Here is a 4485-nt window from a genome sequence, read left to right as displayed (position 1 = left end):
GCGCGCACGCCTATGCGCATACGCCTATGAGGTGATTTGATGCCTCGATAGGCCCTGTTTCCCTGAAGAGGCCCCGTTCGTATGTTCGTGCGAACGGGACCTCTTCGGTTGCGGCGCATTCCATCATCTTCCGCCATCGATTCGTCGTATGGCTGCGCTTTCGGCACATCGGCCCCATGATGCATCGAGATCGCGCAGACGCCTGTTTCCGGGGAATCATGCGCGCGACTGGCCGGCATCGCGCCGCCGATTCGCGTTTGCGTGGCGTCACGCGCATGCGCGATACTGGAGCCATGAAGATTTCCGCAGATTTCACCGTCATTCCTGACGCGTTCGCCAAGGCGGCGCCGCCTGAGAACCGCATCGACGGCACGCCGATCGTCTCCTTCCCCTTCTACATCGACGAGCTCGACCCATCGGTGCAATACCTGCATTGGGAATTCGTCGATCCCGATTCGATTCCGGTGTGCGGCTTCCAATGGAACCACTGGTCGCTCGCCAATCTTCCGGTGGATGCGCTGATGTACGACTTCAACGACTCCCATGCGCTGGCCATTCCGGCCGATTTCTCCCGCACGGTGTCCGCGATGATTCCCGAAACGCTGCAGGGCCGCACGTCCGCGGCTTCGCCGCTGTTGCAAGGCCGCAGCGCCGATCCGGCCGTCACGATGCGCTACAACGGGCCATATCCGCCGGACAAGGACCACGAGTATTTCCTGCATGTGTGGGGCACCACGGCACCGCTCGCCGGCCTCAACCAGGGATTCTGGCTCAATGAGTTGGAGCACGCGCTGCGTGACTCCCGGTCCATCGCCGACCAAGGCGGCATCTTCCTGACCGGCAAGGCCTGAGCCGGTCCTCGTCGCGCGGACGGACGATGGACGCGAAAGCGCCGAAATCCGAAATGATCTGCGACGCGAATGCCGCAAAGGCGTGAATATCCGTATAAAAACGGATGGGCAATCATCCGAAACCTACGAACGAAAGGACAACAACACAATATGGCGTGCACCACAATTCTGGTCGGCAAGGACGCGAGCTACGACGGGTCGACCATCATCGCCCGCAACGAAGACAGCGCGAACGGCGAGTTCAATCCCAAGCGCTTCATCGTCGTCAAGCCGGAGGAACAGCCGCGCAAGTATACAAGCGTGATCTCCCACGTCGAAGTCGACCTGCCGGAGGAGCCGCTGCAGTACACCGCCGTGCCGAACGCCGACCTCAAGGAAGGCATCTGGGGCGAAGCCGGCGTGAACGAGGCCAATGTGGCCATGAGCGCCACCGAAACCCTCACCACGAACGAGCGCGTGCTCGGCGCCGACCCGTTCGTCGAACTCGTGCCGGCCAAGGGCGACGAGCCGGAAACGCCCGGCGGCATCGGCGAGGAGGATTTCCTCACCCTCGTGCTGCCGTACATCAAAACCGCTCGTGAGGGCGTGGAGCGTCTGGGCGCGCTGCTTGAGGAATACGGCACCTACGAGATGAACGGTGTCGCGTTCTCCGACGTGAACGAGATCTGGTGGCTGGAAACCGTCGGCGGCCATCATTGGATCGCCAAGCGTGTGCCGGACGAAGCGTATGTGACGATGCCGAACCAGCTCGGCATCGACGAATTCGACCTCGATGACGCTCTGGGCGACCAGGAGGACCACATGTGCTCCGCTGACCTCGGCGAGTTCATCGAAAACAACCATCTGGACCTGTCGGTGGAAAGCACCACGCCGTTCAATCCGCGCGACGCGTTCGGCTCCCACTCCGATTCCGACCACGTGTACAACACGCCGCGCGCCTGGTACATGCAGCGCTTCCTCAACCCGTACGACGAGGTGTGGGACGGCCAGGACGCCGACCATCGCCCGACCTCGGACGACATTCCGTGGGCGCGCCAGCCGGAACGCAAGATCACCATCGAGGACGTGAAGTACGTGCTGAGCTCCCACTACCAGGGCACGCCGTACGATCCGTACGGCAAGCTCGGCGACCAGCATACCCGCCACCTGTTCCGCCCGATCGGCATCAACCGTCAGAGCCAGCTCGCCGTCATGCAGATCCGCCCGTACCGTCCGCAGGTGAGCCGCGCCATCCAATGGCTCGCATACGGCTCCAACCCGTTCAACACGCTGGTTCCGTTCTTCCCGAACGTCGACTCCACCCCGAAGTACCTCGAAGACACCACCACTCGCGTCACCTCCGAGAACTTCTACTGGGAGAACCGCATCATCGCGGCGCTGTGCGACGCGAGCTTCGCCGACACCGCCAACGCGGTGGAGCGCTACCAGGAGAAGACCGGCGCGATGGGCCACCGTCTGGTCGCCGATACCGATGAGCGGATCGGACGTCTGGCGGAAGGCGTCGCCGACGAGTTCGACGCGGCCGACGCGAATGGTGACGTGCAGCCGATGGAACCCGATGAGGTCATCGAAGCCACACGCGACGACGAGGCCCGGCGGATTCTCGCCGCGGCCAACGAGACCATGGCCGCGCGGCTCAAGGAGGAGACCGACAAGCTGCTCGACTCCGTGCTGTACACCACCAGCATGAACATGAAGAACGGCTTCCATATGTCCGACTTCTGATCTGCCATGACGCCGCGAACCCGTGCCGTCGTCACGACGGCGTTGTGGCGGGTCCCGCAGATGTTTCGGACGAATGGAAACAGCATGGATTCACATTCGGTGTGATTTGACGCACAGTGCATGCGGAACCGCCGCCTGTTTCCCTTGACTGGACTATGATTTCGGCTCCCATATCAACGGATTCCGCCGTTTTGCGGCGGCGTCCGCTGTACGGGAGCCGATTTTCGTAGATGATGGCGGCTCATTACAATATCGTGTGTCTTGCTTTCCGAGCCGTCTTTTCGGAAGGCTCTTCCAAGAAAGGAACCCAGTGACCAGCATTGAGGATTTCACCAGCCAGTACGGTCTGGTGCAGAAGATTGACGCATTCGGTTATCTCGATTACCTGAAGAACAATCCGGATGCTCCGCGCAAGCACGGCAAGGTCGTGCTTGTCACCGCAGACACCCCGCTGAAGGCGTCCCGCGGCGAAGGCAAGACCACCACCACGATCGCGCTGATCGACGCGCTCCGCAAGCGCGGTATCGACGCGGCCGCCGTGCTGCGTCAGCCGAGCATGGGCATCACCGCGGCTGGATCCAAGGGCGGTGCTTCCGGCGGCGGCAAGGCCTCGCTGACCCATCCGGAACTGATCGACTGGGGTCTGTGCGGAGAGATGGGCGCCATCGAGGCGGCTCAGAACCTGCTGGTCTCTTTCGCTGAAAAGGCCGTTGACGAAGGCAAGCTCGATACGATTCTTGTGCCGCGCGTCTCCGAGGTGCCGTCGCGTTCGCTGCGTCAGATCGCGGTCGACCGCGGCAAGGGCAACGTCGCGGAGCGCGTCGTGCTCACGCCGACCTGCGAGCTGATGCAGATCGTCGTGCTGTCTCGTTCCATGGACGAGATTTCGGAACGTGTTTCCAAGATGATCGCCGGCACGAAGGACGGCAAGGCCGTCACCTTCGGCGAATTCGTCGACCTGTGGCGCATCACCGGCATTTTGGGCGATGCCGTGAAGCCTGCCAAGACCGAGACCGTGAACGGCTCTCCGGTATACGTGCACGGCGGCCCGTTCGCCAACGTCTCCATCGGCATCCCGACGCTGGTCTCCGTGGAGATGGCGTGCGCTCTGCACGATGTGGTCATCGTCGAAGCCGGATACGGCACCGATGCCGGCGCGCAGAAGTGGCTCGACATCGCCTGCCGCGAATACGGCGCGCAGTGGCCGTCCGCGGCGATCGTCGTGACCCGCGCCTCCACGTGGCGTGACGACCCGACGCTGTCCTGGCGCTACCCGTTCCACGTGCAGCGACTCGAAGGTCTCGACATTCCGACCTTCCCGCTGGTCAACCTGTGGGACGGCGAGGACGATCAGATTCCGGTGCTCAAGAACACCGCCAAGGAACTGGAGTTCCGCGAGCCGATCATCGGCAACCTGTACCGCGATGGCGGCGAGGCGCTCGCCCCGCAGCTGGACGCGTTCGTGGACGCGGTGACGAACGGCTCCATGCCGGCCGAACCGCACAGCCACAAGGGCATGGCTCTGGTGGAGAACGTGCGCTGGGTCGCCGAACATGCGTATGGCGTTCCCGCTGACCGCGTGGTGCTCAAGGACGGTTTCGCCGAATCCCTGCAGTCCGCGATCGATCTGTGCGCCAGCGCGAACATCGACTTCGGCTCCCTCGCGCTCGTCGCGGTGAAGTCGCCCGCGACCATGACCGACAACGATTCCGCTCCGGAGGATGAGCGCACCGTCACGTTGAAGAAGGTCGAAGTGCATACCGGCGCCGGACTGGTGCATGTGAACCTCACCACGTCGCTGACCACGCCGATGCCGAAGATCGTCTGATGCCTTGCGTCCGCCGGCCGTTCGCCGGCTGATACGGCATCGCGAACGACGCTGCGAACGGCGTCGCGCGATATGGAAAAG

At 63.0% G+C, this 4485-nt stretch carries 3 protein-coding genes; all 3 read left to right on the top strand.

All coding sequences use genetic code 11. The annotated features are described in order from the left end of the window. Positions 1 to 293 precede the first annotated feature (293 nt). The 3 genes from B3C64_RS02200 (at position 294) to B3C64_RS02190 (ending at position 4404) form a co-directional block, all read left to right on the top strand. On the top strand, positions 294 to 851 hold the full coding sequence (locus B3C64_RS02200) for a YbhB/YbcL family Raf kinase inhibitor-like protein (RefSeq protein ID WP_291533412.1): 558 nt from the start codon (positions 294 to 296) through the stop codon (positions 849 to 851). 150 nt (positions 852 to 1001) lie between these two features. Beyond that, entirely contained in the window at positions 1002 to 2576 is a 1575-nt protein-coding gene (locus tag B3C64_RS02195) for a C69 family dipeptidase (protein ID WP_291533411.1), read from the top strand. A gap of 310 nt (positions 2577 to 2886) precedes the next feature. Continuing rightward, the gene (locus tag B3C64_RS02190; RefSeq protein ID WP_291533410.1) at positions 2887 to 4404 is read left to right on the top strand and encodes a formate--tetrahydrofolate ligase; all 1518 of its coding nucleotides are present in this window, start codon (positions 2887 to 2889) and stop codon (positions 4402 to 4404) included. Positions 4405 to 4485 lie beyond the last annotated feature (81 nt).

The organism is Bifidobacterium sp. UBA6881 (assembly GCA_002451435.1).
Lineage (GTDB): Bacteria > Actinomycetota > Actinomycetes > Actinomycetales > Bifidobacteriaceae > Bifidobacterium.
This window is presented reverse-complemented; position numbering and strand designations above follow the sequence as displayed.